This window comes from Rhodobacter sp. 4.3.4 (assembly GCF_058724655.1).
Genome location: NZ_CM178967.1, coordinates 1,887,642 through 1,912,951, shown reverse-complemented (window position 1 = coordinate 1,912,951; position 25,310 = coordinate 1,887,642). Strand labels below are relative to the sequence as shown.

Genomic DNA, 25,310 nt, shown 5'->3' with positions numbered 1-25,310 from the left:
GCCCGGCGGTCAGATTCGCCCGCCCCACCGTGACCGGCCGGGGCGGGGCCCGTCTCAAAGCTGGCTCAGATCGACCTTGCGCAGCGAGATCTTGCCGGTCAGCGGCCCGGCCCATTGGCTGGACTGGATGATTTCCCCGGTGCCGGGCACCACCCAGTAGAAATTGTAGAACTGCGCCAGCGTGCCACGGCAGTCCTCTGTCACGGTGCGCGCCGCCACGGGCGTCGTGCCGATCACCACCGGCTCCATCTTGCCGGGGCTGATCTGGCAGCGGAACGCCCGCGTCACCGCATGGTCATCGCCATCGATCAGCGTCATCAACCGGGTCGAGACCCCGGTCGAGAGGCTTCGCACCAGGGCCACGCTTTGCGACACCTCAGCGGCCATCAGATCGTAGCCAAAGCCGCGGCTGCCGACCAGAACCCCGCGATCGAACATCAGCTGCGAGCCGTCGGCGGCGATCATCGTTTCGACGCCGCGCGTCTCTGACACCGCCTGCCGCAAAAGCACCGCGATCGCCTCGGGGCGGCTTTCGACCGCCGCCGCAACGCCCGGGGCCTTGGCCTGATAGGCGGCCACGAACTGCGCATTCGGTTCGGGCTCGCGCGCCTTGCCGGGAAGGGCAGAGCGCAAGAGCGCATTCGTTCTTGGATCGGAGGAACAGCCCGAAAGCACAGCCGCCACCACGGCCGTCCCCAGAAGGCCCCCCAGAAACTGCCGCAGGATCATCGCCAGAACTTGCCCCAATGGTGTTCCATGTCGCTGGCATTGGCGCCGCGAACCTCTTCGTAAAGCCGGTGCGCCACCGAAAGCTGCGCCCCGCCATCGCGTTGAATCGGCCGGATCGTCTGGGCAAAATTGCGCCGCGACGGATCGCCCGAAATCCAGGTCAACGGGATCGAGAAGCTGATCCCCTTGTCAAAGGACCCCTCGCCGAAATCGTCGAAAGACACGTCGGTCAGGGTGAAAAAGGCGCCGATCCGGAAGCCGTTGTCGAATTCGCGCGCCAGCGTTACCGTGCTGCCCCAGTCGCCCGCCAGATAGCGGCCGACGTCGATCTGGCCGCGATAGCTGTTGCCGAAATCGTAATAGGCCGAGGCATGGCCGGTTGCGATGCGATAGTCGGTCAGCCCGACGCGGGAAAACGGATCGCGCTGCCCGACATAGTTCAGATCGGCGCCGAGCGCGAGACGGCTGCCCTGCGGATACCACAGGATCTCGCTGGAGAACCCGGCGAACATCGGCTCCAGATAGCCCATCGACAGCCGCCCATAAAGATCGCCGCCCGGGCGGAACAGGTAATCGGCGGTCAGCTGTGTCACCTGCGGCCCGCTCAGCTTGTCGTAAAGCGGCGCGTCCGAGCGCACATGCGGCAGGATCGAGGTCGAGGGACGGGTCGATTGATCCAGCGTGCCGAAGGCCTTTTGCCGGACCACCGCCTCCAGCGAAAGCCCCGGGGCCAGGTGATAGGTGGCACTGGCGGCAAGGCCGAAATCGGCGCGCAGCGGGCTGTCCGGGTCGAAGAGCGAGGAGCGGAAATAGGGCAAAAGGCTCCAGTCGAGATCGGGATAAAGCCCCGGATCGGCGGGCAGCCGGTCGGGCGCATCCGTGATATCGGCGCGCACGAAGCTTTGCCAGCTGCCATCCCAGCCATGTTCGAGCGCCTGAAGATCGGCGCGGCGGAAGGTGCTGCGCGAGGTCGGCATGCCATTCGCCGTCAGGGTGATCTCGAAGCGCCCGATCTCCGGGGGAAGGTTGTTGGCCATCTCGCGCGCGGCCCGGCCAAGTGCCTCGGGCTGGGCGCGATAGCTGCCGTTTTGCAGCACGATCCGGGCGGTCTCGCCCTCCTGCGCATAGCTTTCCAGCACCAGCCCCTGACGGTCGAGCGCCGCCCGCAAGCGCCCGCGATTGGCGTCAGGATCGTCAACCGACCAGCCCAATGCGGCAATCTCGGAGCGCGGCAAAAGCGCGGGAACGGCGCGCTCGGTGCCGCCCGGCATCCGCGGCGCGCGCGGGTCGATGAGATAGGTGAACCCCAGCCCCAGCTGCGCCCCGCCGATCACGAAGCCATTGACGGTCAGGTTCTGCGTGGCGCGATAGGTGACGCCGAAGTTCAGCGGGGTGCGATGTTCGAACCCCATGCGCGAGGTTTCCTGCTTGTAGGCATCCGAGGAATACTCGACGGCAAGCCGCAGCCGGTCATTGAGCTGATATGCAACGCCGCCAAACAGCGCCGCATCGCCGCGGAAGAAGCGGTTGATCGCCACCCTGCCGGTTTCCTCGATGCCGGTGAAACCGGGCCGATACTCGAACCGGCTGTCGATGGCGCCAAGCGGGTTGCGGAACCCGCCATAGGACCCCAGCCGCCCCCAGCCGATGCCGCCGGAAACGGTCAGGCGGTTTTCGAGGAAGTGCTTGGAGGCGACGACATATTCGGACCCGAAGATGCCCGTCCCCCCGAAGTCGCGCAGACCGACCGCAAGGGCGGGAAACTGCGGGCTTTCCTCGCGGAACAGGTAGTGCAGGTCGAAGCTGCGGTCGTAGAGGTTCGGCTCTTCGGGGTCGGTGTTGAAGTAGCCTTTCAGGATCGAATACCGGAACACCCCGGACAGGTGCGGGGTGATCTGAAAATGCAAGGTGTTGCGGGTGTGCCCGGACAGGGCCGAGGTGGTCCAGTGCAATGTGCCGTCGCGGGTGACTGTGGCACTGGGCATGTCGATCAGCCCCGGGGTGCCGTAGGTGGACAGGCCGACACCCTCGGCCTGTGCGGTCAGGGTTCCCAGGAGCAGGACAGCAGGAATGCACGGGGCAAGGTGTCGCAAAGGCAAGGTCATCTGCATTCTTTGGTGAGCCTGTTCCCGGCACAAGTTCGACTTGGGTTCTTCTTCGCCACAACCATGTCAGGAAATCGGATCGGACTCAACACCGGCGCGCGGGCCTGTGCCTGGGCGCAAGGGGGCGGGACAATTTGGCACCACAGCCACCCGCGCCGACCCTGAAATGGCGGTCAGGCGGAGGATTGCCGCGCAGCGACATGAGCCGGTCTGGCCGACCCCGGATTGGCCGGAAACCGGGTGCAAAGGCGATGGACGGGGTGGCTGAACGCCAGCTTGAAACCGGGGGACCGAGACGCCGCCTTTGACCATGCCGCAGGCCGCCGAAATGGACAGCGGGGCGGCGCCGCGACATGGGGCTGGGTTCTCTTAATGCCGTGACCCTCGCCCAGGCGCGCCGCGAGCGCGATCGCTGGGCTGCGGTGCTCGCAGCTGGCCGGGACCCGATCTCCGAGCGGGCGCGCGAAAGGGATGCTGCGGCAACGCGCGAGGACCCGTCGCTGTCGGATTTTGTGGACACCGTCTTTGGCGCGATCAAGCACACGCTCAAGGGCGAGGGGGAGGCGGGGCGCTGGATGTCGCCGTTGCGCGTCCATGTGCTGCCGAAGATCGGCAAGCGCCCGGTGTCATCGCTCCGGACCGCCGATTTCGTGCGCGTGCTGCAGCCGATCTGGCGCACGAAGCCGACGGTCGCCGAGAAGGCCTATTCGCGGCTTAACCTCTGCTTCAAGAAGGGCAAGCTCATCGGCTATGCCGTCGACCCCGACACGCTGGCCGCGGCGCGCGAGCTGCTGGGGGATCTGCACATCGAGCCCGAGCATATCGCCGCGACGCGCTGGCAGGATGCCCCGGCGCTGTTCACGCGGCTGGCCGGGGACACCTCCGGGCTGATGTGCCTGCGCCTGCTGCTGCTGACCGCGGTCCGGGGGGATGCGGCCCGGGGCGCGCGTTTCAACGAAATCGACGGCAGCCTGTGGATCGTGCCGAAAGAGCGCGTGAAGGGGCGGCTGAAAGCGGCCACGGATTTCCGCGTCCCGCTTTCGTCCCAGGCGCTTGCCATCGTGGCCGAGGCGCGGCGGCTCTCGAACGACCCCGAGACCGGCCTGCTGTTCCCGGGCGATCGCGGCGAACCGATCAGCCAGAATGCGCTGCTGAAGGCGGTCAACAAGATTGGCGAGGCGGGCAGGCCGCACGGCTTTCGCACGACATTCCGAACCTGGGTGCAGGATACGCTGGACGGCTCGCACGATCTGGCGGCAGAGGCGGCGCTTGGCCACGTCATCGGCAACAAGGTGCGCCGCGCCTACGCCAGATCCGACTACCTCGACCAGCGCGCCGCGCTCATGCAGCGATGGGCGGATTATGTGACCGGTGAGTCGGCGCAGGTGGTGCAACTGAGGCCGAGCGCGGGCTGATCTGGTCGGGTCTGGCGTCGCAAACTCGCGACGCGAGCGGCTCAAACCCGACTTTCGGCAAGTCTTGTGGCACCGCTGTATGGCTTCCACTCGGCTGCCTTTCGCCAAATGGGGCGCTGTGGATTGTCTATCGACGATTTTATCAAGGCAGTTTACAATTCATCGAAATATGTTCCTTTTTCGTTCTCATCTGGAGGTCGCATGGGTAAAGTGAGCTCAGCGCTCCTGGGGTCAATCATCGGCGGGTTCGCCGCTGTGGTAGCAATGGTCGTCTGGTTCGGGTGGGGATTGCCCAACAGTGGCCAGGTCGCCCACGTTGACCCCACCAGAGCAGACTATGTGGACCTACTGCTGACAGTGGTGACGATCTTCCTTGGCGCCATCGGCCTCGCGGTAACGGTCGGAGCGCTGGTCATCGGTCTAGTGGCTCTAACAGGGTGCTGAAGAAGTCGCCTTTGCGGAACAGTTTTCTTTCGGCGCAACCTGCTGGGTTTGGTTTCGGCTCGATCGACGCTGGCGATCTACATGCCTGGCGCGGTTTCCCAGCATCAGGCTGCGAGCAGCCGGGGCAGTCGGGCGAGGTTGTTTGCGGCCATGGTGAGGATGAAGCGGGAACGCACCCGTTCGACGCCGCGATAAACGGTCTGGGCCATGCCGCCGACGGTTTTGGCCCAGCCGAAAGCCTCTTCGATCCGTTTGCGGTTTTTGATCGACAGGGCGTAACCCTCGTGCCGGGTCGTGCGGCCGTCGATCGCCGAGTATCGGGATTTCTGCGCGACATGCGGGGTCACACAGGCTTGCCGCAGGTCGGCGACGAACTCGGCGGCGTCGAAGCCCTTGTCCGCTCCCAGCGTCAATCGCCGGGTCGATCCGGGGGAATTTCGATGGATCATGTCCAGCGCGGCGCGCCGTTCGGCATGGCCATCCGCCTGGGTCAGGTCGCCCTGCACGATGAGCCCGTTCCGGTTCTCCATCAGGGCATGGCCGATGAAGCAGAGCATGGCGCCGGTGCCGGGGGATTTCTTGTAAAGGCGCGCATCGGGGTCGGTGGTCGAGGCATGGGTGGCATTGGACCGCTTCTCGCCCCGGAAATCGACTTCGGCATTGCGGTTCTGGCGGTGGTCGCGGTGCATCGGGGCGGCCTCGGGCTCGGTGGGTTGGTCTGCTTCTTCGATGGCTGTGTCGGGGGCTGTGTCGGGGGCGGTGTCGGGTCCGGTCGGGCTGCCCGGATCGTCGTCGGGCGGCGTGTCGTCCGCCTTGGGCTGGAAGCTCTTCATCGACGCCCAAGCCTTGATCAGCGTGCCGTCGACCGAGAAATGGTCGTCCGACAACAGCGGCGCGACCTCGCGATGCGCCAGGATCGCCGCCATCACCTTGCGCGACATCTCGGTCGTCAGCAGGCGGTCGCGGTTCTTGGTGAAGACGGTCGGCACCCACACGGCGTCGTCAATCCCGAGACCGACGAACCAGCGGAACAGCAGGTTATACTGCATCTGTCCCATCAACTGACGCTCGGAGCGGATCGAGAACAGGATCTGGGTCAGGCTGGCCCGGATCAGCCGTTCCGGCGGGATCGAAGGGCGGCCGAAATCGGTGTAAAGCGCATCGAACTCGCCATCCAGGCTCGCCAACGCCTCGTTCACCACCTGCCTGATCTTGCGCAACGGATGCCGCGCGGGGATGCGAGCCTCAAGATCGACATAGCTGAACAGCGACCCGCTCGTCTCGTCCGTCCCCCGCATCTTTGCCCCCTACGTTACCGTGCCGAGGGTGAATCATGTTCCTCAAACCGGGCCAAGGGCCGACTTCTTCAGCAGCCTGCTAAAGACCCTGCGCGAGATCAAGGCTGAGGCTGCCACCGAAGCGAAGGACGCAGCATCGGCCAAGATCAGCGAGACCATGGCCGCCGGGTTAGGCCACACCATCTTGAGAGATATGGCCCGTAAGGGCGAACTTGACGAGGTTTTTGAGCGTGTGGCGATGCGGTTGCAGAGCGGTGAGCCGGAGCCAGACCTAGGCGACCAGACGTGACAAAACAGGGGGGAGCAACAATGGACGGGAGCATGAGGAACATGGCGACTTCAAACGACTGGGAGGTCAAGTCGCCCTCACGGGAATACCTGAACCTTCCCGCTGAGGTGCGGCAGGAGATTGATGGCTTCCTGTCTGAGCATCCGGTCAAGCTGGGGGCCATTGCTAAGCGGTTGGGGGTCAAGGTCCTGTTGTCCACCTTGCCGCGCGGCACATCTGGGCAGATCCGCCAGGAGGACGGGGACTTCGTGATCCGCATCAACCGCCACGAGGCCAAGCACCGCCAGCGCTTCACCCTTGCCCACGAGCTGGCGCACTTCCTTCTGCACCGCGACAAGATCGTGGCCGAGGGCGGGTGGTCTGAGAATGTCCTGCTCCGTGCACCCAGCCAGCCAGTCCAGATTGAGTATGAGGCGAACCGGCTTGCGTCCGACCTCGTGATCCCCTCACATCTGCTGGCCCAGGCCACGGCTGACTACAACGGCCCGATGACCAGCGAGGTGATTGAAGACCTCGCCCGGCGCTTCGGGGTTTCAACAGCGGCAATGGAAATCAAACTCCAGATGGTGTGAAGGGGCGGCGCGGCAAATGGAAGTGACAGATTACCTCGTGACGCTGTGCATCCGCCGCGCCGAACTGATCGGGTTGAAGGAACTGCCCGGCAGCACGAAGGACCAGCTCACGCCGCTTGTGTTGCTGGCCCCTTGGATGGCCACATCCCCGCTCTCCAAGGCTATCGACATGTTTGAGGACGCCTACCCAAGCAGGCCCTACTTCATCGACGTGGATACCTACTACCACCCCGGGGACAACAGCAACGAGGCGAAGGAGGCTTGGGCCGAACTCGCCAAGCGACCGGCTGACGTGGCTGTTTGGCAGGCGCTCCTTCTGCCCTACCCGAACGCCAACCCCTGCCTGCTGATGGCTGGCGCGACGATTGAGAGCGCCCGGGCGCAGATCGCATGGGCGCGTGAGAATGACCGATCCTTTTGCCTGCGGATGAACATGGCGGGGCTGGGCATTCCGACCTGGATGCCCAACTTGGTCGCGGAACTCTCTGCCGAGGGTGCAGTCGACTATGCGGTTGTGTTTAACTTTGGGCGTGTGGACAGCGCCCTTGACGTTGCTCCGGCGGCTGCAGGCTACATCAAGAGCTTCTTTGAGGGCATACAGCCTGAAATCCCAATCTCCGTGTGCTGCACCACGTTCCCCAGCGACTTCACGGGGTTCGATGGGATCGAGGAGTTGAGCTTCTCCAACCGTGAGCTTCTCGCTCAGATCAGGCGGGCGACGAACCATCCTAGGATTGTCTACGGTGACTGGGGCTCAACTAAGCCTCGGACATATGGGCACGCCAGCACCCCCAAGAACCGGATCGACTATCCAACAGATGACGGTTGGGTCATTGCGCGCGACAATGATGGCCCGTTGTCATTCCAGACAGCCGCGAAGCGTATCATCGAAAAGTCTAAGAAGTGGACGGGCGGACTGTGCATATGGGGCGAGCAGTTGATAGAGGGGGCAGCCGCCGGGCAGACCTTCGCGATTGACACTATGCCAAAAATGTATTCAGCGCGCATCAACATCCACCTGCATCGCCAAGCTTTCTACGGCCATCTGCCGCCGCCGGAAGCGCTTGATGAGGCGTGGAGTGATGACGACCTCTGATGCGCACTACGGAACAGGCGTTGTTGCAGAGCTCAAACTGCAAAGGATTCATATCACGAATCCATGCGGTTAGACGGATTGCATGAGCAAGCCCAAGCCCGCCCGCCACCGTACGACGAACTGGCCTGTCTATAACGTTGCGCTCGAAGTCGCGGTTCGTTGCTGATATGGCTGGGCAAGGAGATGGCTTGGCTAGCGCCACGCCAAGGGAGAGCCATGGCAAGCCCCGCGTTGATGATCGTCGCGTCCTCAGCGGCATAATCTTCATCAATCGCAATGGGTTGCGCTGGTGCGATGCGCCAAAGGAATACGGGCCAGGCAAGACCCTCTACAACCGTTGGAAACGCTGGAGCGACAACGGGGTCTTCGCCCGGATCATGGTTGGCCTGGCCGCTGAAAGGGCCGAGCACAAGACGATCATGATCGACGCGACGTATCTCAAGGCACACCGCACGGCATCAAGCCTTGGGGTGAAAAAGGGGGGCGCGGGCGCCAGATCGGGCGAACCAAGGGCGGCATGAACACCAAACTGCACGCCGTCGCGGATGCGAAGGGGCGGCCGATCGGGTTCTACATGTCGCCCGGCCAGGTCAGCGACTACACCGGCGTTACAAGCGCCGCAATCGCATCGAGATCATGTTCGGCCGACTGAAGGATTGGCGGCGCGTGGCAACCCGATACGACCGCTGTCCACAAACCTTCTTCTCTGCCATCCTCCTCGCCGCAACCGTCTTGTTCTGGTTGTGAAAATCAATGAGTCTGGACCCTAACTCTTGTGAGGTGAAAATGCTCTACTATCGGCTTTATAAGATAATGAAGAAAAAGCTTGGATGCCAAGCTAGTGCATTCATCCCACTAGACTATGGTCTTTTTGCCATCATAATACCCATGGTTGTTGGCTCAATCATCGGCTTGATACTGGAGAATTTTGGCATTGTTAGTCAAGCATCGGCCTTCTTAGTCATGGTGTCGTTCGTGGTAACTGCTGCTGTTTATATTCAAGTCTGTGAATGGAACGACAAGGGTTTCTAACCTAAATGGTAATGTATTCTTGTATCCAACAACTCATGATGGAATATGGCGACAATTTGACGCAGCGGCGCACTTCTTCATGGTATACTAGGCTCCAGACCCGTTGATTTCAGTCATTTGGCGTGATTCAGGCTCTGCCAAGAGACCTGATCTATGAGCAATCTTTACTGGCTGACGGACACCCAGATGGAGCGTCTCAAACCGTTCTTTCCGAAGAGCCATGGCAAGCCCCGCGTTGATGATCGTCGCGTCCTCAGCGGCATAATCTTCACCAATCGCAATGGGTTGCGCTGGTGCGATGCGCCAAAGGAATACGGGCCAGCCAAGACCCTCTACAACCGTTGGAAACGCTGGAGCGACAACGGGGTCTTCGCCCGGATCGTAACCGCTCGATTGTGGCCGCCCTTGCGCGTTCGGGCGATATCTGGGGTGCCTGATACGACGTCGTTATTGGCGTCGTTAGCGACGTCAACGAGATCTGCGCCGATCAGGCGGCGATCTTGGTGTCACCGGCTGGCAGGGGCTTCCAATTCCAGGGGAGCAGTTCGTAAAGCCGCGGGTTGATGTGGTCGTTGATGCGCGCCAGCACGTCGGCCAGATAGGCCTGCGGGTCGAGACCGCTCAGTTTCGCGCTCTCGATCAGGGTCATCGCGCGCGCCAGGGTTTCGCCCCCGGCGTCATTGCCCGCAAAAAGCCAGTTCTTCCGCCCGACGCCGATCGGGCGCATGGCGCGCTCGGCCGGATTGTTGTCAATGGCCACGCGCCCATCCTCGAGAAAGAGGCAAAAGGCGTCCCAGCGGTTCAGGGCGTAGCGGAACGCCTTCGCCAGATCGCTCTTGCCCGAGATATAGTCGAGGTTCTCCTCCGCCCAGGCCTTGAACGCCTCGACCTTCGGGCGGCTGTGCGCCTGCCGGACAGCGTGGCGCTCGTCGGCACTGCGGCCGTTGATCTGCGCTTCGATGTCATAAAGCGCACCGATCCGTTCCAGCGCCTCGCGGGCGATCTCCGAGCCGGTCTCCTTCTCGACGTCAAAAAAGGCCCTGCGCAGATGCGCCCAACAGGCGGCCTCCTGGAACCTGGCCTCGCCATTTCCCTCTGCCAGATAGAGATCCCTGAAGCCCGCGTAAGCATCGGCCTGCAGGATCCCCTTGCCCGCCCCGAGGTGTTTCTGCGGGTGCTCGCCCTTGCGATCGGGTGAGAAGTGATAGGCCACCGCCGGGGGCGCGGCTCCCGACCAGGGCCGCTGGTCACGCACATAGGCCCAGATCCGCCCCTCTTTCACGCCCTTGCCAAGCTCGCCCTTCTTCGCGCGGTCGAGCACCCGGATCGGCGTGTCGTCGGCATGCAGCAGGTCCGAGGCCAGAACATCCTTGCGGATCAGCTCGACCAGCGGCGCCAGCGTCCGCATCGCGCCGCCGCACCAGCCGGCAAGCGTGGTGTCGGGGATGTCAGCGCCCATCCGGGCAAAGATCTCGTTCAGGCGATAGAGCGGAAGGTGGTCGTCGTATTTGGCGACGAGGATGAAGGCGAGCAGGCTCGGACCAGCAAGGCTGCCAGGGATCGGCCGGGTCGGCGCCGGGCATTGCACCATCTTCTCGCAGCACCGGCAGGACTTCTTCGGCCGCGCCACCTCGATCAGCTTCAGCCGGGCCGTGATCATCTCGAGGATCTGGCTCACATCCTCGCCGACGAGGCGCAGGGCGCCGCCGCATTCCGGACAGGTCTCGCCGGGATCGAGCTCGCGGCGCTCGCGCGGCGTGTCGGGCGACACCCGCGGGCGTCGGCGCGGCGCCTTCTCCGAGGCTTCGGCGTCGCCTTGGTCGTCTGACGTGCTGCAGACCGGCGCGGTCTCGACGCTGTCCTGCTCGGGCGGTGGCGCAACCTCGGCCTCGGCCACCTGCAGGCTCTCGAGCGCGAACTCCAGCTGCTCGATCTCGCGGGCGACCTTCTCGGAGCCCTTGCCGAAAGCCTGCCGCCGCAGCCGCGCGATCCGCATTCGCAGCGACTGCACCAGCAGGTCATGCGCGCGCAGGCTGGCCTGCAGCTGAAGGATCATCTCCTTCAGGGCGGCGGGGTCATCCGGCAGGGAAGCGGCGGTGAGCGACATGGCCAAAGGTACCATGCTGCAGCCCGTAATCTCAACAAAACAAGGGCTAAGCGGCGCTTTGACTCACATCCGCGTCGGCGCGCTCGTCCAGCGTGGTTGGCGCCAGTCTATGCCTTCCCAGAGCATCGCCATCTGCGCCGGGGTCAGTGCAACTTTACCCTCGGTGGCCTTGGGCCAAGGGAAATGGCCGCGCTCGAGCACCTTGTAATAAAGGCAAAAGCCCTGCCCATCCCAGTGCAGGATCTTCAGCCGGTCGCCCATGCGCCCTCTGAACACCAAGAGCGCCCCACCCGCCGGATCCTCGCCCAACACCTTCTTTGCCCGCGCGCAGAGCCCGGCAATCCCGCACCGCATGTCTGTCGTGCCGGCGGCAAGAAAAACGCGCACGCCGTTCCCCGGCCCGATCATGCGCCTTCCAGAACCCGGATCAGCTGCGCGAGCCCTGATGCCGACAGCCCCTCGATCCCGCGCAGGCGCCGACCGTTCATCAGCACGATCTCGACCGGCGAGGGTGTGACGGCGGGCGTGACCGTCTTCTCGGTCGTCAGCTCCACCGGCAGGAACGCGGTCTCCTCCGTCAAGCTTTCGCCCCGCCGCCGGAACTCCGCCCGCCATTGATAGATGTGCTGCCGGGTCAGGTCGTGACGGCGCACGACATCCGCAACCCGCGCCCCATCCACGCCAACCTCCGCGAGGATCGACCGCTTCTCCGCATCCGACCAGCGCCGCCGCCGCTCAACCCCCGTCAAAATCTCTTGCCGCATGATCCCATCCGCCACAGACGACGTCGCTAACGACGTCAATAACGACGGGTGGTTAGGCTGAAACAGGCAGCATCAGAAGGCGGCCACAACCGGGTGCTTACCCCGGATCATGATTGGCCTGGCCGCTGAAAGGGCCGAGCACATGACGATCATGATCGACGCGACGTATCTCAAGGCACACCGCACGGCATCAAGCCTTGGGGTGAAAAAGGGGGGCGCGGGCGCCAGATCGGGCGAACCAAGGGCGGAATGAACACCAAACTGCACGCCGTTGCCGATGCGAAGGGGCGGCCGATCGGGTTCTACATGTCGCCCGGTCAGGTCAGCGACTACACCGGCGCGGCGGCCCTGCTCGGCAGTCTGCCGAAGGCGGGCTGGCTTCTGGCCGATCGAGGATATGACGCTGATTGGTTCAGAGAGGCCTTGCAAGAAAAGGGGATAAAGGTCTGCATCCCCGGCCGGAAGTCTCGCAAGAAGGCCGTAAAATACGACAAACGGCGTTACAAGCGCCGCAATCGCATCGAGATCATGTTCGGCCGACTGAAGGATTGGCGGCGCGTGGCAACCCGATACGACCGCTGTCCACAAACCTTCTTCTCTGCCATCCTCCTCGCCGCAACCGTCTTGTTCTGGTTGTGAAAATCAATGAGTCTGGACCCTAAACTTGCCACAGTAGTTTTCATATTCGTCCATCTTCTTGCGAAAAATCCTATTTGTGCACGCTATAAGCTAGTTTGCTATTCGCAAAAACTCGTCCATCCATCCATTTCGTCGGCCCAAATATGCGCTTCCTTCTTTGCTTAAGTGTCCAGTATCCCTGTAAATAAATACACCATCCTGCATCACATCACATGCACCATCCGCGCAAATGTCTTCATGCAGCCAGTAGACTGCCAAGTAACTTTCTAAACTCCTAAGCAATTCAAAACGATCTTCCTCCAAATCTAGTGCAAAGTCACAAGAAGCTTCGTCTGCATCAAGGTAAGTAGCGCGTGTCAAACACTGTCCAATATCCCAACCGCTACTCGGCGTTGGAGAAACGATTACCACGCGCGAGCCAGATTCTCGTATCAAGCGCACAGTCTCTCTTAATGCCTCTGAAACTTCAGCGATCTGAAGAGAACTCTTCACCTCCCCTGTGCCAATTTTCACCTCCCCTCCAAGCACGCCACCAAATGGCGAAGACAGAACCACAACATCATATTTATTTTCCCTGACTAGCTGCAAGACTCGCGAATTGAATTCTCTGCAAGCCTCAGCACTTCTACCCGACACCCACCCCCTAACTTGCGCAATGCCTAATATTGGCGAGCACTGCGAAAGAGTTTGCTGCTCGAACGACGAGCTTCCGGCGCTTTCTAAAATGCCCTGCGCCAAGTGCATTGCAAAGCTGTCACCCCAGAGCAAAACATGCGCATGATCTCCTGTTCTGCAGTTTGGGTTATCGTTAAATCCTCCCTCACAGTCCATATGCAGACCGGGATTAATCTCTATACGTTTATCAAGCTGCTTAAGAGAAATTGCACCGTTACTACGCCAGTCAAAACCCTTGCCAACGTAACCAGCCACTCCAACAGAAATAAACACGGCGCCAACCGCCCCACTCGCAGCAAACACACTGCGCCTTGTTAAAAGCAAGGGATTTGCGCGTTTCCTAAACGCCTGCTCAACCCAATACCAAGTTACCCAAGCAAGCAGAAAGGACGCAGCAGCCAATGCAGCCATCAACGCATGACTTGGTTCCGTCAAGCTACGCAGACGCGCAAAGGCGAACAGTGGTTGATGCCACAAGTATGCGCTGTAAGAAATTAATCCGATTCCAACAAATGCGCGCAAACTCAGCAGTCGCGCAACCCATGTGCCTTGGGCGGCAAAAAGTATCACAAGCGCCGTGCCTGCCACTGGCACCAATGTATAAGCACTTGGAAAGGGTATTGTTTCATCGTATGCAAAGATCGAATAAATAATCATCGTCAAGCCGATGGCGCTCAGAATGTTGCTCGATCTTTGCTCGCGCCCCGCCATCCCAAAGGCACAAATTGAGCCGGCGCCAATTTCCCAGAACCTGGAAATTGTAAAAAAGAAGCTTCGTTCGGCATTTTCCCGCCAAGCCCATTCGGCAAAGGCGAAGCTCAGCAATACTAACGCAACAACAAAAAATGCGGCGGTTTTGCGCTTAAATCCGCGCAGGGCCAGAAGCAGCAATGGGAATAGAAAATAATACTGCTCTTCAATCGCCAGACTCCAAGTGTGCAGCAAAGGCTGCAAATCAGCGCTTGGTGCGAAATAATCAACCTGACTTAAGAAAAAGAAGTTTGAGATGGAAAGTGCAACAGTCACGACACTTGCTGCAAAATCCTCAAGCTGTTCAGGCATCATCCACATGTAAGAAAATGGCAGACATGCGAACATGACGAAAAAGAGCGCAGGTAAAATTCTTCTTGCTCTGCGCTCGTAAAAGCGTGCTATGGAAAAATTGCCATCTTCAATTTCTCCAATCAGTATGCTTGTGATGAGATAGCCGCTGATTACAAAAAATATATCAACGCCAATATAACCACCGCTAAATATGCTAAATCCGGCATGGAAAAGAATAACTGGTAAAACGGCCACGGCACGCAACCCGTCAATCTCTCGCCGATACTGCATAATTCACCTCAATCTCAATCCCGACCTTCCTGTAGCCCAAGCAACACTTGCTTGCCAAGCCGTGCATTGTCGCAATCGCAACGCTGTCAAAACCCGGCAAGCGAGGCCTTTTCCCCTTCAGTTCGCGGGCCACCGCTTGAACGGTTCGGCCTCGGCCGTGCCGTGCTCGAAACGTTCTTCTCTGCGATCATGCGCGCCGCAACCGGCCTGTTCTGGCTATGATCAAGAACGAGAAGCCGTAACGGGGCCTGCGTCACTACACACAGGCGCCCCCCCACGCCTTTCCCTTCCCCCGCTACCTCCCATTCCCGCGGATCAGCAGCTCGGCGGCGGGGATGCTTTGGCCTTTCCCGGCGATGGAATAGGTGGTGCGGACCGGCTCGATCTCTGCCCAGGAGAAGATCTCGCGGATCTCGGGCACGTCGTTGATTGAGAGCAGGAACCGCCCCTTGAGGCCGCGCAGCCCATCCGCCAGGCGCTGGAAATCGTCGCGACTGAACAGATCCTTGCCGTAATCGCTCTCGCAGCCCCAATAGGGCGGGTCGAGGTAAAACAGCGTCTCGGGCGCGTCATAGCGCTGGATGAAGGCGCCGAAGTCGAGGCATTCGATCACCACGCCCGAGAGGCGCGCGTGCAGATCCTCCAGCATCGGTTCCAGCGTCAGCAGGTTGAAGCGGCCGGGGCGATCGCGGCTGACGCCGAAGTTGCGGCCGCTGACCTTGCCGCCGAAGGCGGTGCGCTGGAGATAGAGGAACCGCGCGGCGCGTTCGAGATCGGTGAGGGTGTCCGGCCGGGTCACAAGCAGGCGCTCGAACTCGCTGCGGACCGTCAGCTGGAAGCGCAGGATTTCGAGGAACTGCGGATAATGCCGCTGCAGGATCCGGAACAGGTTCGCGATGTCGCGGCCCGCATCATTGATCACCTCGGCCCGCGGGCGGGCGCGGCGGCGCAGGAAGATCCCGCCCATGCCCACGAAGGGCTCACAATAGGTCCGGCAGGGGGTTTCGTCGAGGATCGTGCAGATCCGTTTCGCCAGGTTGCGTTTGCCGCCGAGCCAGGGTGCCGCAGGGGCAACCGGCGCGACGGGAATCATGGACTCCATCATCTGAGTATGTTTCAAGGGCCCTCCCTCGCGAGGGGGAGCGGCCATGAGCTTAGGCTGGTCGACGGGGGTTCTTAGCGGTTCGCCCCGTGTCGGAGGGGGTTGGCGCTCCCTCTGGCCTCCCAAGAGGCCAAAACGTCACTCGTTACAGAAATGTCCCGCGCAGCGGTCGGCGTCTCACGCGGCCGTCCGTGCAGAATGGAACAGGCCGAAGGCGCCCCCCCAAAGATCGGGGGCGGAACGGTCTTGCCGGTAGCCCCGCGGCCGTCCGAGCTACCCGTGAGTGCGACCGCACGGCTGCGCCAAAATCCCGCATGACAGGAAAGACCATTGCCAATCCGGGAGCGCGCACACAAACCTGCCCTCATTGAAGCTTTGAGGGAATCTTCCGTGAAAACAATCAGATCCGTTGCTGTTTCGTTGACGGCATGTGTGGCTTTGTGCGCCTGTGAGCCGGTGCAGACACTGCAGGAATATCGGCCGGTCGTTGATCCGGCGAAGGTCCGTCCGGCAAAATTCGAAGCCGATCTGGAGCATTGCCGGTCCATCGCGCTCAAGGTCGAGGCCGATTACAAGCAACGGCAAGAAAAAGAGATGCAGCAGCAGCTCGTGGCCGGGATCCTGATCGGGGCGCTGGTCGGCGCCGCCGCAGGCAATCACACCGGCTATCAGGGCGACTATGTTGCCGCGGGCGCCGCTACGGGCGCGATCGCCGCCGCGGGCAGTGGCGATTACAGTTACGATCTGGTCACCTACGGGCCGCGGCGCGTCGTGGACCGTTGCATGACCGATCGCGGTTACAAGATCCTGACCGATCCCGGCCGCGCCTGACGCATCCGACGGGAAACCGACTTTGAGAACAAACAGTGAAAAAAGCTATGCATAATGGATGGAGCAGAAAAAGAGCAGCCGAAACGGCAAAAACATAACGAGGCCGACATTGACTCCAGTCTGAGCCGGAACGCCGCGCAACTGAGGGTCTCTCGATGCCGTGATCCTCGCCTGCCCCGACCAGCGCGCCGCGCTCATGCGGCGGTGGGCTGACTACGCGACCGGCGAGTCGGCGCAGGGGGGGGCAGCTGCGGCCAAGCGTGGGCTGATCTGGTAAGGTCAGCCCACGTCAGCGCCCAAAATCAGGATAGTCCCCGCATCAGGTTGTGTACCAAAGTCACCTCCCACGTAGAGATGATCTTGAGTCACCGCAAACCGTAGACGGGCATCCGTTTGGTCAACACGGCCTGACGAACCACAATATTTGCCGTTATGACACTTCCGCGATTTTGAAAAATCCGTCCAACCCTTACAGTTTTCCACCGCCCATAAGTCTCGTACCGGAAAGGGGCGGCGATTTCCTGCGGTAACTGTGATTTATCCGTGGAAAATACGATGAGATCGGATCTGAACTTCGCTAGCGGATTTGAAGTCCGGCCACTTTTCTTTTTGAAATATAAAGTGCTGATCTACTTCATCTCTGAGTGTTGGCAATGCCCCGGAACGCAAGTGGAAATCTATTACGTTCTTATTTCCGAGGCGAACATCAAAATGTGATTGCTCGAAGCCCAGAATGTCGAAGCCCATTTCGTAAATCATTACCGCTGAATATGTCACCAAGCCAGCAGGTCTATTTGGTAAAATTATCCAGCTGCCCCAGCAGAACGAATTGCCTCTGAAATCATACATTCGGACAACGCCGAAACTTTTCAATTGATGCTGGATAACAAAATAGAATTCCTCACCAGCCGCTTCGCGCTGTTTGTACCTTTCGATCCACGCCCTTTGCGCTGCAACGTCAGGGGAGCTTTTTGATATATGCTGATTCAGCTTAGGGTCGGCGCGCAAGTTACAAATGAAATCCGCATCATCAGGCTCAACAAATCTGACATTGGTGAAAAATTCATCGTCCATACTGGGAGATTTAAGTAACAGTGATCTGCTCATTTTCATTCCTTCGTTACTACCCATCGCGTTTGTTGAGCATGCCATCGCAACATAGCTTATTCAAGCTTGCCAAGGAAGACGAGAACGAAAAACGTGGCTGGCACGGCGGCTGTCGAATGCGATGGACGTTGAATTTGGCATCGAAGCTCTGGAGCAGGTGCTCGCCAGCCATGGCCGACCGGAAATCTTCAACACCGACCAGGGTGTTGCTGAACGCGGCGGTGAAGATATCGATGCACGGGCGCGGGCGTTGGATGACAACGTGATGATCGGGCGGCTATGGCGGTCGCTGAAGTATGAGTGCGTCTATCTGTTATCTGCATGCCTTCGAAACCGGCACCTCTGCGCGTGCGCAATCATCGGTAAATGGATCGGCTTTTACAGCACCCAGGCCGCCATTCGGCGCTTGGCGCCCCCTCTGGCCTCCCAAGAGGCCAAAACATCAATCTTTACAGAACCTTCCCGGCGGGCGATCTCACCGGCTCAGGGCCGCGATCTTGGCGGCGGCGAGGTTTTTCAGCACGCCATCGCGCGGCGCGAGGGCCTGGATCGCATCGGGGACCGAGGTCTGGGCATAGGCGACCGCATCCCGGGCGAGGAGGTCGAGATCGCGGCCGTCTTGCCGTCGCCCGCGCCGGGTCAGGGCGAGCTGCGCGCCGGTCATCAGCGCCTGATGCAAGGCCTCGCGCTGCGCGGCCTCGATCTCGATGCCCCAGCGCGCGCGCAGTTTCGCCGCCGCCCAGCCGATCAGCGCGGTGGTGATCGTGGCGACGATCGGCAGCACGATCTGCGCGATGATCGTGGCGAGGAGGGTGTCAGTCATCGGGGTCTCCCTGGGGGTTCAGGCTTCGTTGCTGGAGAGGTCGATGCCCGCGGCGGTGAGGCGGACCGGCCGTCCGGTGACGGGCACGCCCGCGGGCCAGCGCGCCGCGAGCAGGCGGGTCTTGGCGATCCGGGTGATGGTGACGGCATCGGATTGATTGCCGCCCAGAACGTGATAGGCACCTGCATCCTCGCCGCGGTAAAAGCCGACATGGCCCTGCCAGCCGGAGGGGGCGCCGCGCCAGAAGACCAGCACCGCGCCGAAGACCGGCGCGACGGGATCGCCAAAGCGGCCCCAGGCGCGGGCGGCAAGCGGGGTGTCGGGCAGGATCACCCCGGGCAGCGCCGCGCGCAGGCAGCTTGCCACGAAGGCGCCGCACCAGGGCACGGCGCGCGGGTCGATGGCCTTGGCCGCCGGATCGAGCCAGTCGCGCAGCCGCGCCGTTTCGCGCCGCTCGTGCAGGCCTTGCAGCCGCAGCGCCTCGGCCATCCAGGGAATGTCGGGGCAGGGCGAATCTGCGCCCATCAGCGCCTCGATGACCGGCCCGAAATCGCGCCCGGTCGCGAGCCCGCGGCTGCGCCCGAAGGCGAGGAGCGCGGCTTTCGTCTTCGGCCCGCAAAGCCCGTCGATCGGCCCCGGCTCAAAGCCGAGTGCCGCGCGTGGCTGTCGAGAACCCGGTGATGAACCCGCACGCGCGCGAACGCCTGCCCGCGGATCTGCCGCGCCCGCAGATCGTCCAGCCGTGGTGGTTCGGGGAGCCGTTCTTCAAGGCCACCGGCTTTTATCTGCGCGGCCTGCCGCCCCTCGTCCCGACGAACAAGCTGGTGCCGCCGCGCAAAGCCGAAGAGCCGGAGCGGCACGCGAAATGGTCCGCGATCCACCGCGCCAGCCCCGGGCCGGATCGGTGGAAGATCCGCAGCCGCACCTTCCAGGGCCTCGCCGAGGCCTGTGCTGATCAATGGGGCGGCTGCGTCGAGCGGCAGCAGGAGGTCCGCAATGGCTGAGCCGATCGAGACGCAGGTCGCCCTGCGATTCACCGTTTTGTTTCAAACACGACCGCAGCCCTGGCGCTGCCTTGACGAGGTGTCGAAATGACCAAGCATGACCCGAAGATTCCCGTTCGTCCGATCTGGGTGCGCGTGTCCGATGTTGCGCTCTGGTTCGGTGTGTCCCGCGCGACCGTCTATCGCGCCGCGGCGCGTGGTGAAATCACCATCCACAGGCAGCGCGGGAGTCGCGTGCATGCCGACGAAATGGACAGATGGCTGCGGGGAGGGGAGGGCACCACCGTCGCCTGACTGTGGGGCCGCATGTGGGGCCGGGAAGTGCGTCGGGGTAAAAACCTAAGCAAAATCAATATGATGGACTGGTTTTGTGGTGCGGGTGGTCGGACTCGAACCGACACTCCTTGCGGAAACAGAGTTTGAGTCTGTCGCGTCTACCATTCCGCCACACCCGCACATTGCACCGCCTGCAAGGTAGAGCCGGGTCGAAGTCCAGGCCGCGGACGGTGTTTTGATAGCCGGTCCGGGGCGGATGCGCTCCGTCACGGCCAGCTCTTCGCATCTACCCTCGCGCGGCGGATCTGACAAGAGCAAACGCGACGATGGGCGCGGGGCCCGGTCTTGCCGATCCGCGCATCGCCCCGCTGCCGTCGTCGCGCCGGTTCCGATCACGGTTTCGCAATCTGCCCGCCAAAGCCGCCCCGGACAGGGAGAAAACGTCGCTCCCCGCCTTGACGCCGCCCGCCCGCCTTGCGATGCACGGCCAAGACGCCGGAACCAGTCGCGGGGGCCCATGTTCGAACGACTTTACCGCTGGACCCTCGGTTTGGCCGGGCACCGCCGCGCAGATTGGGCGCTTGGCGCCATTTCCTTCACCGAAAGCTCGTTCTTTCCGATCCCGGCCGATGTGCTTTTCGTGCCGATGGGGCTGGCCCGGCCCGACCGGATCTGGCGCTATGCGCTGATCGCCTCGGTCGCCTCGGTTCTGGGCGGCATCTTCGGCTGGTGCATCGGCCATTACGCCTTTGACCTGCTGGCGCGGCCCTTCCTGGAGGCGACCGGCAAGATGGCGACCTTCGAGGCCCTGCGCGACGGCGCGGGCACCTGGGCGATCCTGATCATGCTGGTCACCTCGGGGCTGGCGCATATCCCGCCGATGAAGGTGGTGACGATCCTTGCGGGTGTGCTCAGTTTCGATCCGGTGCTGTTCATTCTTTCGGCCATCGTCGCGCGCTCGGCGCGGTTTTACGGCCTCGCCTGGCTGCTGGCGCGATTCGGCGCGCGCATCGCCACCTTTGTCGAGCGCCGTCTGGCCTGGGTTGCGGGTGGGCTGCTGCTTTTGCTTGCCGCGGCCTGGTTTGTCCTGAAAGGAGCCTGAACATGCCCCCGATCCTGACCCCGCGCGGGCTTGTCGCGCTTGCCGCCGCCGGTTCGACCGCGGTGCTGATCGCGGCGCTGATCTTTCAGGCGCTGGGATTTCCGCCCTGCGATCTGTGCGTGCTGCAGCGCTGGCCGCATCTGGTCGCGGCCATTCTGGGGGCGCTGATGCTGCTCTTCCGGCTGCCGATGGCCTTTGCCGGTTTCGGCGCGCTGGCCAGTCTGGCCACGGCGGGCTTCGGCCTCTATCATTCCGGGGTCGAGCGCCACATCTTTGCCGGTCCCGACAGCTGCACCTCGAACCCGATTTCAAGCCTCTCGGCGCAGGATCTGATGGCGCAGATCTCTGCCGCGCCGCTGGTGCGCTGCGACGAGATCACCTGGCAGATCCTGGGCATCACCATGCCGAACCTGAACGCGCTCTTCTCGCTGATCTTCGCGGGCCTCTGGATCGGCGCGCTCCTGAGCGACCGCCGCGCCCGGCGCTGAGCGCCAAGGGCGTATTTGAACCAAGAAAAAGCAGCCGTTTTTTCCTGGTCCAAATACGCAGAATCCGACCTTTCCCGCCGGGTGCGCCATTCGACGTTGCACCCAAGCCATGGGTTGCGATATAAGGCGGCACAACAAAATCTGGCAGAAGAAGCCCCGCGTGACCGATATCATCGACACCTCGGACCCCTCCGGCGACACCCCGAAACGTGCCCACCATGCGGGCCCGGTGGTTTCCATCGCCGAGGAAATGAAGACCGCTTACCTCGATTACGCGATGAGCGTGATCGTGTCGCGCGCCATTCCCGACCTGCGCGACGGGCTCAAACCCGTGCACCGGCGCATCCTTTATGCGATGCATGAGACCGGCAACACGCATGACAAGCCCTATCGCAAATCGGCGCGTCCGGTGGGCGACGTGATGGGGAAATACCACCCGCATGGCGACGCCGCGATCTATGACGCGCTGGTGCGGATGGCGCAGGACTTCTCGATGAGCCTGCCGCTTCTGGACGGGCAGGGCAACTTCGGCTCGATGGATGGCGACAGCGCCGCGGCGATGCGCTACACCGAAGTGCGGATGGACAAACCCGCCGCCTTCCTGCTCGCCGATATCGAGAAGGACACGGTCGATTTTCAGGACAACTACGACGGCAAGGACAAGGAACCGACGGTTCTGCCGGCGCGGTTCCCGAACATGCTGGTCAATGGCGCGGGCGGCATCGCCGTCGGCATGGCGACGAACATTCCGCCGCACAATCTGGGCGAGGTGATCGACGCCACGCTGGCGCTGATCGAGAACCCGGATCTGAGTTCGGAAGCGCTGATGGACTATGTGCCCGGCCCGGATTTTCCGACCGGGGCGCAGATCATGGGGCGCGGCGGCGCCCGCAAGGCCTATCTGGAAGGCCGCGGCTCCGTCATCATCCGGGCGAAAACCCGGATCGAGGAGATCCGCAAGGACCGTTTCGCCATCATCATCGACGAGATTCCCTATCAGGTGAACAAGGCGACGATGATCGAGAAGATGGCCGATCTGGTGCGCGAGAAGAAGCTGGAGGGGATTTCCGGCATCGCCGACGAATCCGACCGTGTCGGTGTGCGGGTGGTGATCGAACTCAAGCGCGACGCGACGGCCGATGTGGTGCTGAACCAGCTTTACCGCTTCACGCCGCTGCAAACGTCCTTCGGCTGCAACATGCTGGCGCTGAACGGCGGGCGGCCCGAGCAGCTGACGCTTCGCGATTTCCTGAGCCATTTCATCACCTTCCGCGAGGAAGTGGTGGCGCGGCGCACGGCCTTTGAGCTGCGCAAGGCGCGCGAGCGCAGCCATATCCTTTGCGGTCTGGCCGTTGCCGTCTCGAATGTCGATGAGGTCGTGGCGACGATCCGGTCTTCGAAAGACCCGGCCGAGGCGCGCGACCGGCTGATGGCGCGGCGCTGGCCCGCGCATGAGATCGTCGAATATCTGCGGCTGATCGATGACCCGCTGCATCCGGTCAATGACGACGGCACCTACAACCTGTCGGAAGTTCAGGCCCGCGCGATCCTTGATCTGCGGCTGCAGCGCCTGACCGCGATGGGCGTGCAGGAAGTCACCGACGAACTCGCCGAACTCGCGGGCAAGATCCGCGATTATCTGGCCATTTTGGCCTCGCGCGAGCGGATCATGGAGATCATCGCAGCCGAGTTGCGCGAGGTCCGCGCCGCCCATGCCGTGCCGCGCCGCACCGAGATCGTCGATTGGGCCGGGGATCTCGACGACGAGGACCTGATCGAGCGCGAGGATATGGTGGTGACCATCACCAGCGGAGGCTACATCAAGCGCACGCCTTTGGCCGAGTTCCGCGCGCAGCGCCGCGGCGGCAAGGGGCTCGCCTCGATGGCGACCAAGGAAGACGATGTGGTGACGACACTCTTCGTTGCCAACACCCATACGCAGCTTCTGTTCTTCACCACCGATGGCATGGTCTACAGCCTGAAATGCTGGCGCCTGCCGCTGGCGGGCCGCACCTCGAAGGGCAAGGCGATCGTCAACATCCTGCCGATCCCGCAAGGCGTCAGTGTCGCCTCGCTGATGCCGGTCAACGCGCCCGAGGAAACCTGGGACGACTTCCAGGTCTTCTTCGCCACCTCGGACGGCGACGTGCGCCGCAACGCGCTGTCGGATTTCGCCAAGGTGATGAAAAACGGCAAGCGCGCGATGGAACTGCCCGAAGGCGTGACGCTCGTTGACACCCGGATGTGCCACGAGGAGGACGACATCATGCTGGTGACGGCCGCGGGCCGGGCCATCCGCTTCCCGGTGACCGAGGTGCGGATCTTCAAGGGCCGCTCCTCCACCGGCGTGCGCGGCGTGCGGCTGGCCGAGGGCGACAAGGTCGTCTCGATGTCGGTGATCCGCCATTTCGAGGCGGAACCCTGGGAACGCGACGCCTTTGTCAAGCGCTACCGCGCCGAGCTTGGCGGCGAGACCGAGGACGAGCTTGAGACCGAGGCCGATGCCGAGGAGGACAGCGAGACCGGTGAGGGCGTGCTGTCGGAGACGCGCTATGCCGAGATGCTGGCGGCGCAGGATCTGATCCTGACGATCACCGCCAAGGGGCTGGGCAAGATTTCCTCGAGCCACAGCTATCCGGTGCGTGGCCGCGGCGGTCAGGGCGTCACGGCGTTCGAGAAATCGATGCGGGGCGGGGCGCTGGTGGCCTCTTTCCCGGTCGAGCTGACCGATCAGGTGATGCTGGCCACCTCGACCGGGCAATCGATCCGCTGCCCGGTGGCGGGGATTTCCTTCCGCTCCCGCGCCGCCGGGGGGGTGAAGGTGTTCAACACCGGCGCCGAAGAAGAGGTCGTTTCGGTCGCCCGTGTCGCCGATCCGGGCGATGACGAGGCCGAAGCGTAACAAACCAAGACCAAGAACAAACTCCATGAGGTTGAAGATGCACAAGATTGTCCCGCTGGCGCTGGTTGCGGCGCTGCTTCCCGTCACTGCGCTCGCCGAAGGCTCGGTGCGCGGGGCGGAGATTGGGTTCAGCTGGTCGGGGCTGCTTGAAGGGCAGCAGCGCCACAAGAACAATCTCGCGCTGGAAGGCGCGCTGGAATATGGCATCACCCCCGGTTTTGCCGTTCAGGCGGATGTGGCGCAGCACCATTTCACCGACAGCAACAAGGAAGCCACGAATATCACCCTGCATGGCATCGGCCATGTGAATGACCGTTTCGCGGTCGGCGGCTTTCTGGGCCACGAGTGGGTCGGCGGCAATCACATGGAGCATTACGGTCTGGAGGCCAAGCATGAGTTCGGCCTGCTGACGCTTGAGGGCGATGCGACGCTGCTGAAGAACGACGGCAATGACGCGACGATCCTCGGCCTTGATGGCCGCTATGCGATGAGCGATGCGCTGTCGCTGGGCGGGCGGCTGAAGACGGTCGATGCCGATCACGGCTCGGACACCACCGCGATCGACGCGACGCTGGGCTATGCGATGTCCTCGGGGGTGAAGATCGACGGCTCGCTCGGGCTGGTCGATGGCAACCAGTCCGACCGCGAGCTGACGATGGGTCTGGGCGTGAAGCTGTTGATGGGCGGCAATGGTGTCACCTTCGGCAAGCGCGGGCTGTCGCAGGCGATCATCGGCGACTGAGCCGCTTAAGCCATTCTCAAGACATCCATGCTTTTCTGTCTCTGTCCGGGGGAGAAAAGCATGGATCTTTATCACTGCATGATCGAGCTGAAGAGCGATGCCAAGGCGCTGGCCTTTGCCGCCTCGGTCGAACAATGGATGAGCGAGCTGAAGCAGGAAGGCCTGATCGGCGGCTGGCGGCTGATGCGGCGCAAGATGGGGCTGGCCTCGGGGCCGCATACGGGCTTCATCCTGGAAGTCGAATTCGAAAGCATGTCGGCGCTGGAAAAGGCTTTCCGCTCAGTCGCGCAATTCACCGAGGGCGAGATGCGGCATTACGAGCTGATGCATGCGATGATCGCCTCTTACTCGGTCGGGCTTTACCGGCCCTTCCCCGATGCCGAACGGCGCGAGCGCATCGCGCTGATCTGATCCCGCGATCCGATACCGTTGC

At 62.3% G+C, this 25,310-nt stretch carries 25 protein-coding genes, 1 tRNA gene and 6 pseudogenes; 20 read left to right on the top strand and 12 right to left on the bottom strand.

Going from position 1 to position 25,310, the window contains the following annotated elements:
* Positions 1–54 precede the first annotated feature (54 nt).
* Together AC4PTB_RS09285 and AC4PTB_RS09280 are read right to left on the bottom strand one after the other, a co-directional pair.
* Complete coding sequence (locus AC4PTB_RS09285; protein ID WP_492189695.1) at positions 55–729, bottom strand: YjbF family lipoprotein; 675 nt, start codon at positions 727–729, stop codon at positions 55–57.
* Positions 726–2,834, bottom strand: a complete 2,109-nt coding sequence (locus AC4PTB_RS09280) for a YjbH domain-containing protein (protein ID WP_492189694.1) — start codon at positions 2,832–2,834, stop codon at positions 726–728. The genes AC4PTB_RS09285 and AC4PTB_RS09280 overlap by 4 nt, the downstream gene beginning before the upstream one ends.
* A gap of 353 nt (positions 2,835–3,187) precedes the next feature.
* On the opposite strand from AC4PTB_RS09280, the gene AC4PTB_RS09275 reads away from it, so the two are divergent.
* A complete protein-coding gene (locus tag AC4PTB_RS09275; RefSeq protein WP_492189693.1) occupies positions 3,188–4,249 on the top strand; it encodes a tyrosine-type recombinase/integrase in 1,062 nt (353 codons plus the stop codon).
* 123 nt (positions 4,250–4,372) lie between these two features.
* Positions 4,373–4,693, top strand: a complete 321-nt coding sequence (locus AC4PTB_RS09270) for a hypothetical protein (protein ID WP_492189692.1) — start codon at positions 4,373–4,375, stop codon at positions 4,691–4,693.
* Positions 4,694–4,797: 104 nt separating this feature from the next.
* Here AC4PTB_RS09270 and AC4PTB_RS09265 read toward each other — a convergent pair whose 3' ends face one another.
* The gene (locus AC4PTB_RS09265) at positions 4,798–5,991 is read right to left on the bottom strand and encodes an IS5 family transposase (protein WP_492189673.1); all 1,194 of its coding nucleotides are present in this window, start codon (positions 5,989–5,991) and stop codon (positions 4,798–4,800) included.
* Between the two features lie 28 nt (positions 5,992–6,019).
* Here AC4PTB_RS09265 and AC4PTB_RS09260 point away from each other — a divergent pair, with 28 nt between their 5' ends.
* The 8 genes and pseudogenes from AC4PTB_RS09260 to AC4PTB_RS09225 form a co-directional block, all read left to right on the top strand.
* A complete protein-coding gene (locus tag AC4PTB_RS09260) occupies positions 6,020–6,280 on the top strand; it encodes a hypothetical protein (protein WP_492189691.1) in 261 nt (86 codons plus the stop codon).
* A 32-nt stretch (positions 6,281–6,312) separates the two neighbouring features.
* Positions 6,313–6,852, top strand: coding sequence for an ImmA/IrrE family metallo-endopeptidase (locus AC4PTB_RS09255; protein WP_492189690.1), 540 nt, complete (start codon positions 6,313–6,315; stop codon positions 6,850–6,852).
* A 16-nt stretch (positions 6,853–6,868) separates the two neighbouring features.
* A complete protein-coding gene (locus tag AC4PTB_RS09250; RefSeq protein WP_492189689.1) occupies positions 6,869–7,948 on the top strand; it encodes a beta family protein in 1,080 nt (359 codons plus the stop codon).
* Positions 7,949–8,030: 82 nt separating this feature from the next.
* Positions 8,031–8,176 (top strand): annotated as a pseudogene (locus AC4PTB_RS09245) (IS5/IS1182 family transposase); the annotation flags it as partial.
* Positions 8,116–8,469, top strand: a complete 354-nt coding sequence (locus AC4PTB_RS09240) for a transposase (RefSeq protein ID WP_492189688.1) — start codon at positions 8,116–8,118, stop codon at positions 8,467–8,469. The pseudogene AC4PTB_RS09245 and the gene AC4PTB_RS09240, both read left to right, overlap by 61 nt.
* A gap of 34 nt (positions 8,470–8,503) precedes the next feature.
* Positions 8,504–8,695, top strand: a pseudogene (locus AC4PTB_RS09235) (transposase); the annotation flags it as partial.
* Between the two features lie 39 nt (positions 8,696–8,734).
* On the top strand, positions 8,735–8,980 hold the full coding sequence (locus tag AC4PTB_RS09230) for a hypothetical protein (protein ID WP_492189687.1): 246 nt from the start codon (positions 8,735–8,737) through the stop codon (positions 8,978–8,980).
* A 153-nt stretch (positions 8,981–9,133) separates the two neighbouring features.
* Positions 9,134–9,364 (top strand): annotated as a pseudogene (locus tag AC4PTB_RS09225) (transposase); the annotation flags it as partial.
* Positions 9,365–9,467: 103 nt separating this feature from the next.
* Here AC4PTB_RS09225 and tnpC read toward each other — a convergent pair.
* The 3 genes from tnpC to tnpA all read right to left on the bottom strand — a co-directional run bounded on the left by tnpC (position 9,468) and on the right by tnpA (position 11,851).
* On the bottom strand, positions 9,468–11,087 hold the full coding sequence (gene tnpC, locus AC4PTB_RS09220; protein WP_492189686.1) for an IS66 family transposase: 1,620 nt from the start codon (positions 11,085–11,087) through the stop codon (positions 9,468–9,470).
* Positions 11,088–11,150: 63 nt separating this feature from the next.
* Positions 11,151–11,495: an IS66 family insertion sequence element accessory protein TnpB gene (gene tnpB / locus AC4PTB_RS09215; protein ID WP_023921643.1), complete on the bottom strand. Its 345-nt coding sequence runs from the start codon at positions 11,493–11,495 to the stop codon at positions 11,151–11,153.
* Positions 11,492–11,851: an IS66-like element accessory protein TnpA gene (gene tnpA, locus AC4PTB_RS09210; RefSeq protein ID WP_492189685.1), complete on the bottom strand. Its 360-nt coding sequence runs from the start codon at positions 11,849–11,851 to the stop codon at positions 11,492–11,494. Before tnpA ends, tnpB begins: the two co-directional genes overlap by 4 nt.
* Before the next feature lie 103 nt (positions 11,852–11,954).
* Between tnpA and AC4PTB_RS09205 the strand changes: the two are divergent.
* A pseudogene (locus AC4PTB_RS09205) lies at positions 11,955–12,490 on the top strand (IS5 family transposase); the annotation flags it as partial.
* A 90-nt stretch (positions 12,491–12,580) separates the two neighbouring features.
* Here the strand turns inward: AC4PTB_RS09205 and AC4PTB_RS09200 are convergent.
* Both AC4PTB_RS09200 and AC4PTB_RS09195 read right to left on the bottom strand, forming a co-directional pair.
* A complete protein-coding gene (locus AC4PTB_RS09200; protein ID WP_492189684.1) occupies positions 12,581–14,500 on the bottom strand; it encodes an acyltransferase family protein in 1,920 nt (639 codons plus the stop codon).
* Between the two features lie 295 nt (positions 14,501–14,795).
* Positions 14,796–15,593: a DNA adenine methylase gene (locus tag AC4PTB_RS09195; RefSeq protein ID WP_492192617.1), complete on the bottom strand. Its 798-nt coding sequence runs from the start codon at positions 15,591–15,593 to the stop codon at positions 14,796–14,798.
* Between the two features lie 465 nt (positions 15,594–16,058).
* Here AC4PTB_RS09195 and AC4PTB_RS09190 point away from each other — a divergent pair, with 465 nt between their 5' ends.
* Positions 16,059–16,433 (top strand): glycine zipper family protein, encoded by a 375-nt coding sequence (locus AC4PTB_RS09190; protein WP_492189683.1) that lies wholly within the window; start codon positions 16,059–16,061, stop codon positions 16,431–16,433.
* A gap of 537 nt (positions 16,434–16,970) precedes the next feature.
* On the opposite strand, the gene AC4PTB_RS09185 is transcribed toward AC4PTB_RS09190, so the two are convergent.
* Positions 16,971–17,564: a GNAT family N-acetyltransferase gene (locus AC4PTB_RS09185; protein WP_492189682.1), complete on the bottom strand. Its 594-nt coding sequence runs from the start codon at positions 17,562–17,564 to the stop codon at positions 16,971–16,973.
* A 73-nt stretch (positions 17,565–17,637) separates the two neighbouring features.
* On the opposite strand from AC4PTB_RS09185, the pseudogene AC4PTB_RS09180 reads away from it, so the two are divergent.
* A pseudogene (locus tag AC4PTB_RS09180) lies at positions 17,638–17,951 on the top strand (integrase core domain-containing protein); the annotation flags it as partial.
* A 64-nt stretch (positions 17,952–18,015) separates the two neighbouring features.
* Here AC4PTB_RS09180 and AC4PTB_RS09175 read toward each other — a convergent pair.
* Positions 18,016–18,363 (bottom strand): hypothetical protein, encoded by a 348-nt coding sequence (locus AC4PTB_RS09175; RefSeq protein ID WP_492189681.1) that lies wholly within the window; start codon positions 18,361–18,363, stop codon positions 18,016–18,018.
* An 18-nt stretch (positions 18,364–18,381) separates the two neighbouring features.
* Positions 18,382–18,888: a TIGR02594 family protein gene (locus AC4PTB_RS09170; protein WP_492189680.1), complete on the bottom strand. Its 507-nt coding sequence runs from the start codon at positions 18,886–18,888 to the stop codon at positions 18,382–18,384.
* Between the two features lie 116 nt (positions 18,889–19,004).
* Between AC4PTB_RS09170 and AC4PTB_RS09165 the strand changes: the two are divergent.
* Both AC4PTB_RS09165 and AC4PTB_RS09160 read left to right on the top strand, forming a co-directional pair.
* Positions 19,005–19,367 (top strand): annotated as a pseudogene (locus AC4PTB_RS09165) (hypothetical protein); the annotation flags it as partial.
* 87 nt (positions 19,368–19,454) lie between these two features.
* Positions 19,455–19,661, top strand: a complete 207-nt coding sequence (locus AC4PTB_RS09160; RefSeq protein ID WP_482593162.1) for a helix-turn-helix domain-containing protein — start codon at positions 19,455–19,457, stop codon at positions 19,659–19,661.
* Positions 19,662–19,738: 77 nt separating this feature from the next.
* Here the strand turns inward: AC4PTB_RS09160 and AC4PTB_RS09155 are convergent.
* Positions 19,739–19,822: transfer RNA gene (locus tag AC4PTB_RS09155), tRNA-Leu, on the bottom strand.
* A gap of 338 nt (positions 19,823–20,160) precedes the next feature.
* On the opposite strand from AC4PTB_RS09155, the gene AC4PTB_RS09150 reads away from it, so the two are divergent.
* The 5 genes from AC4PTB_RS09150 (at position 20,161) to AC4PTB_RS09130 (ending at position 25,288) form a co-directional block, all read left to right on the top strand.
* On the top strand, positions 20,161–20,745 hold the full coding sequence (locus AC4PTB_RS09150; RefSeq protein WP_492189679.1) for a YqaA family protein: 585 nt from the start codon (positions 20,161–20,163) through the stop codon (positions 20,743–20,745).
* A 2-nt stretch (positions 20,746–20,747) separates the two neighbouring features.
* Complete coding sequence (locus tag AC4PTB_RS09145) at positions 20,748–21,233, top strand: disulfide bond formation protein B (protein ID WP_492189678.1); 486 nt, start codon at positions 20,748–20,750, stop codon at positions 21,231–21,233.
* A gap of 250 nt (positions 21,234–21,483) precedes the next feature.
* The gene (gyrA, locus tag AC4PTB_RS09140; protein WP_492192616.1) at positions 21,484–24,135 is read left to right on the top strand and encodes a DNA gyrase subunit A; all 2,652 of its coding nucleotides are present in this window, start codon (positions 21,484–21,486) and stop codon (positions 24,133–24,135) included.
* Positions 24,136–24,172: 37 nt separating this feature from the next.
* A complete protein-coding gene (locus tag AC4PTB_RS09135) occupies positions 24,173–24,877 on the top strand; it encodes a hypothetical protein (protein WP_492189677.1) in 705 nt (234 codons plus the stop codon).
* Positions 24,878–24,937: 60 nt separating this feature from the next.
* Positions 24,938–25,288: a DUF6614 family protein gene (locus AC4PTB_RS09130; protein WP_492189676.1), complete on the top strand. Its 351-nt coding sequence runs from the start codon at positions 24,938–24,940 to the stop codon at positions 25,286–25,288.
* The last annotated feature ends 22 nt before the right edge of the window (positions 25,289–25,310 follow it).